This is a genomic window from Streptomyces solincola (assembly GCF_002982015.1).
Classification (GTDB): Bacteria; Actinomycetota; Actinomycetes; order Streptomycetales; family Streptomycetaceae; genus Streptomyces; species Streptomyces solincola.
Window position 1 is genome coordinate 1 of the sequence record NZ_PVLV01000712.1, and the last position, 4,672, is coordinate 4,672.

General features: G+C 75.7%; 3 protein-coding genes and 1 pseudogene. 2 read left to right on the forward strand and 2 right to left on the reverse strand.

The genetic code is table 11. The annotated features are described in order from the left end of the window. Positions 1-485 (forward strand): hypothetical protein (locus C6N75_RS29585; protein WP_105871910.1); only part of this gene is annotated, 485 nt, incomplete at its 5' end. A gap of 612 nt (positions 486-1,097) precedes the next feature. Here C6N75_RS29585 and C6N75_RS29590 read toward each other — a convergent pair. Both C6N75_RS29590 and C6N75_RS29595 read right to left on the reverse strand, forming a co-directional pair. Further along, a complete protein-coding gene (locus tag C6N75_RS29590) occupies positions 1,098-1,727 on the reverse strand; it encodes a hypothetical protein (protein ID WP_105871908.1) in 630 nt (209 codons plus the stop codon). Positions 1,728-2,002: 275 nt separating this feature from the next. Beyond that, on the reverse strand, positions 2,003-4,180 hold the full coding sequence (locus C6N75_RS29595; protein ID WP_105871909.1) for a RecQ family ATP-dependent DNA helicase: 2,178 nt from the start codon (positions 4,178-4,180) through the stop codon (positions 2,003-2,005). A 202-nt stretch (positions 4,181-4,382) separates the two neighbouring features. Between C6N75_RS29595 and C6N75_RS31180 the strand changes: the two are divergent. Then, positions 4,383-4,672: pseudogene (locus C6N75_RS31180) on the forward strand (hypothetical protein); the annotation flags it as partial.

Consider the following 4,672-nt stretch of genomic DNA (forward strand, 5'->3'; position numbering starts at 1 on the left):
GCCCCGCCCGGCCCGCCCCGCCCGTTCCGCGCCAGAGCACCGGCTCGGCCCCGACGCCCGGTCCGCGCCAGGAGAATCGTTCCGCGCCGGCGGCCCGAGCCCAGGTGCAGTCGATCCCGGCCTCCGTGGACGGCGCGCTCGACGCCGCCGAGGAGGCGGTGGACCTGCTGCTGGACACCGGCCGCGCGCCGGGCGACATCCTGGTGCTCACCACCGGCGAGCAGCACCCGTGGGCCGTTCACGAGCTGTCGTTCGGCGAGGCGTCCTACTGGGCCCAGCTCGACGCCCGCGAGGACGTGTTCTTCGCGGACGCCGCCTCCCTGGACCGTGCCTTCGAACGGCCGGTGGTCGTCGTCGCCCTGAACGGCGGCGGAGACGACACGGCGGCCCGTGTGCTGCCGGCCGCGCTGGACCGTGCCGGTGCGCTGCTGGTGGTCTGCGGCGACGCCGACCGCGTCAACTCCGCGCTCGGCGCGGGCGTCTGACGCCTGCCCGGACGGCACGACCGCGCGGGTACGGGGCCGTGTCCCGCGCGGTACGACCGGGCCCGTGTCCGTGCGGTACGACCGGGGGCGCGGCCGCACGGCATGACCAGAGTTCCGGCCGCGTGGCCCCGACCGGCCGCCCGCCCGCGTGGTGCGGCCCGAGGCACGACCGCGCGGCTTGACGGGCGATCCGACAGCGAGCGGTACGTCGAGTCGTCGCGGTACGACGAGTAACGCGGCTGCGCCGTGCGGCCTCGGGACACGGCACGTGTTCCACGCCGGGCTGCCGGATCGCCGTCGTCCGCCCGGCGGGTGGTTCTGGCGACCCTCGGGCGCGGCCTCCGGGCCAGCGACTGCTGGGCCGCGGCGACTACCGGGCCCCGACGGCTACAGGCCGCACCCGCCGGCCGGCGTCTGCCAGGCGGCGATCACACCGGGCGGCGACCGTCAGGCCGCAACCGCCAAGCGGCGGCGACCACCAGGCCGTGCCCGCAGGGCCATGATCGCCGGGCAGCGACCGTCAGGCCCTCACCACCGGGCGGCGAAGCCGATCGGGGTCGCGGGGCCGTCGTGCGCGGTACCGGGCACCGGCGTGCCGGACGTGCTCCCGGCTCAGCGGGCGGCGGTGCGGCGGAGCACGTCGGCCGCCCCGGCGGCGCCGCGCGGTGGGGACAGCGAGCCGTCCCGGTCCGGATCGGCGAGGCTGCCGGGGGGCGACCCCGCGTGCGGACGCCGACCGCCCCGGCCCTCGCCCAGCACCTGCCAGCCGCCGCCGGTCAGGGTGATGTACGCGCCGCAGCGCAGCCCGTGCAGAGTGCAGGCGTCGCGCAGTCCCCACATCCACGCCCCGTCCTCCTCCGTCCAGCGCTCGTCGCCGTCCCGGCAGTAGAGCAGCACCGCGGTCCGCACCGGGCTGCGGCGACGCAGGTCGTGCGGGATGACCCGGCGCAGGTGCGAGAGCAGGGCGTTGCGGACCTCCCAGCCATCCGCCGGGGTGGCGCGCCGGGCGAAGGAGGCGCTGGCGGTGAGCCGCTCCTCCTGGTCGAGCACGGCGACGACGGCGGTCGCCGGGGTCGGCTGGTGGCGGGCGTGCAGGCCGCTGACGATCTCCCGCGGACTGCGCAGCAGGGGAATGCCCGCCGCCGCCCATTCCGCCGGCTGGAGCATGCGGGCCAGGCGACTGGCCGAGTCGCTCGCAGAGCTGATCGAAGTGGCTGCGGACGGGGCGAATCCGAAGGTCACGGTCCTCCCTTCGCATACGCGCGCACGGAAGCGGCAGGGTCGAGTGAGGGACGCACCGGCAGAGCCCGTTCTGAGGCGAACGGGCCGCACGGGAGGCGGATTCCGATTGTTCCTGGCGGAACGGGCCAGCGGCAACGAGCAATTGAGGTCGACGCCGGGAATGGGTTGGTATGACACTCATATCCTGCCCACTCCGAGCCGCCTGACGCCTCCGAGCTCCCCGCGAACGACCGGCGGCCCCGCCCCGGGCGGGGCCGGCCCTTGATCGCCGGCACTCATCCCTGGGCGGCGAGGACCAGCGGAAACACCCCCTCGGCGCCGGCTCCGCGCAGCAGCCGGGCGGCCACCGCGAGTGTCCACCCGCTGTCGGTGAGGTCGTCCACCAGCAGCACCGGCCCGCCCGCCGAGGCCAGCTCTCCGGCCAGCTCCGGCGGCACGGCCAGCGCCTGGTGCAGACCCAGCACCCGCTGGGCGCTGTTGGTCCGGGACAGCCGGTCCGGGGACTCCGGGGTGTACACCAGGCTGCCGAGCAGCGGCATCCGCCCCACCTCGGCGATCCTGCGGCCGAGCGAGCCCACCAGCTCGGGTCGGCCGCACGAGGGGACGGTCACCACCCCGGCGGGCCGTGACGGGGCGTCGGCCTCGCCGGACGCCCAACCACCGGGACCCCGGGCCCAGTCGGCCATCACCCGCACCACCGCGTCGAACACGTCGTCCGGGACCGGACCGTCCGGGGCCCCGGTGGCGAACAGCGGCCGCAGCCGGTTGCCCCAGCCGATGTCCGAGAGCCGCCCCAGGGCCCGCCCCGGAGACGACTGCTCCGACGCCGGGATGCGGCCCTTCAGCGGGACCCCGGCCGCCGGCAGCCCCGTCGGCCACATCCGGCGGGGCTCCACGTCGACTCCCGGGCGGCCCAGCTCGCCCCGCGCGGCGTCCAGCACCCCCGCCGACACCTTGGCGTCGAACCGCGGCCCCGCGCAGTTGTCGCACCGCCCGCACGGCGCTGCCTCCTCGTCGTCCAACTGCCGCCGCAGGAACTCCATCCGGCAGCCGGCGGCCGACGCGTACTCCCGCATGGCCTGCTGCTCGGCCTCCCGCTGGCGCGCCACCCACGCGTACCGCTCCGCGTCGTACGACCAGGGCATGCCGGTACTCGTCCAGCCGCCCTTGACCCGCCGTACGGCCCCGTCCACGTCCAGCACCTTCAGCATCGTCTCCAGCCGGGTGCGCCGCAGTTCCACCAGCGGCTCCAGCGCCGGCAGCGACAGCGGACGGTCCGCGTGCGCCAGCACGTCCAGCGTCCTGCGCACCTGCTCCTCCGGAGGGAAGGCGACCGAGGCGAAGTACTGCCAGATGGCCTCGTCCTCGGCACCCGGCAGCAGCAGCACCTCCGCGTGCCGCACACCGCGCCCGGCCCGACCCACCTGCTGGTAGTACGCGATCGGCGAGGACGGCGATCCGAAGTGCACCACGAACCCCAGGTCCGGCTTGTCGAAGCCCATGCCCAGCGCGGAGGTCGCCACCAGCGCCTTGACCCGGTTGGCCAGCAGGTCCTCCTCCGCCTGCCGGCGGTCCGCGTCCTCGGTGCGCCCGGTGTACGAGGCCACCTCGTGCCCGCACTGGCGCAGATAGGCGGTGACCTCCTCGGCCGCCGCGACGGTCAGGGTGTAGACGATCCCGGAACCGGGCAGCTCGGCCAGGTGGTCGGCCAGCCATGCGAGGCGGTGCGCGGCGTCGGGCAGCCGCAGCACCCCCAGCGCCAGGCTCTCCCGGTCCAGCGGACCGCGCAGCACCAGCGCGTCACCGCCCGCGCCGGTGCCGAGCTGCTCGGCCACGTCGGCGGTCACCCGGGCGTTGGCCGTGGCGGTCGTGGCGAGGACGGGCACCCCGTCGGGCAGGTCGGCCAGCATGGTCCGCAACCGCCGGTAGTCGGGTCGGAAGTCGTGCCCCCAGTCCGAGATGCAGTGCGCCTCGTCGACCACCAGCATCCCGGTCGCGGCGGCCAGCTTGGGGAGCACCTGGTCGCGGAAGTCCGGGTTGTTCAGCCGCTCGGGGCTGACCAGCAGCACGTCGACCTCGCCCGCCGCCACCTCCTCGTGGACGGACTCCCACTCCTCGGTGTTGGACGAGTTGATCGTGCGGGCGCGAATACCGGCCCGCGCCGCCGCGTCCACCTGGTTGCGCATCAGCGCGAGCAGCGGGGAGACGATCACCGTGGGCCCGGCGCCCCGCGCCCGCAGCAGCGACGTCGCCACGAAGTACACGGCGGACTTGCCCCAGCCGGTGCGCTGGACGACCAGCGCCCGGCGACGGTCCGCGACCAGCGCCTCGATCGCCCGCCACTGGTCCTCGCGCAGCCGCGCGGTGCCGCTCTCGTCCCCGACCAGCCTGGCCAGCACGGCGTCGGCGGCGGTGCGCAGGTCCCGAGGTGATGCGTCGCTCGTGTGCTCCATGCCCCCATGCAACAGCACGGGTCTGACAATCGCGACCACGGTGGCCGGACCTCGCCACGAACGGGCGGCGGGCCGGCCGCAAGCCGTCTGACATGGGCGGACGTGGCCCGATACCCCGGCGCGGATGCCGCTGTCGAGCCCTGTGGACAGCGTTGTCCACAGGGGTCGACGGGGTCTTGCCCGGTGCGCGAACGTCTCGCCCATGAGCGAACGACAGCACTCGAACCATCCGTCCGACCGTCCCCTCCCGCGCCCCCGAACGGCAAGCGGCGCGACGCCTGCCCCGGCCACGGCGGACGGCGCCCGCACCACGGAGGACGGCGCCCGCATTACGGAGGACGGGCCTCGCATCTCCGGTGACCCCGCCGCCCCGTCCAGTGGCGCCACCGGCCCGGCCCGCCCCACCGACCACGTCAGCCACCCCATCGGAGCCACCATGCCGCTCGTAGCCGACCCGTCCGACCCGTCCGACCCGTCCGGCCCGTCCTCCGT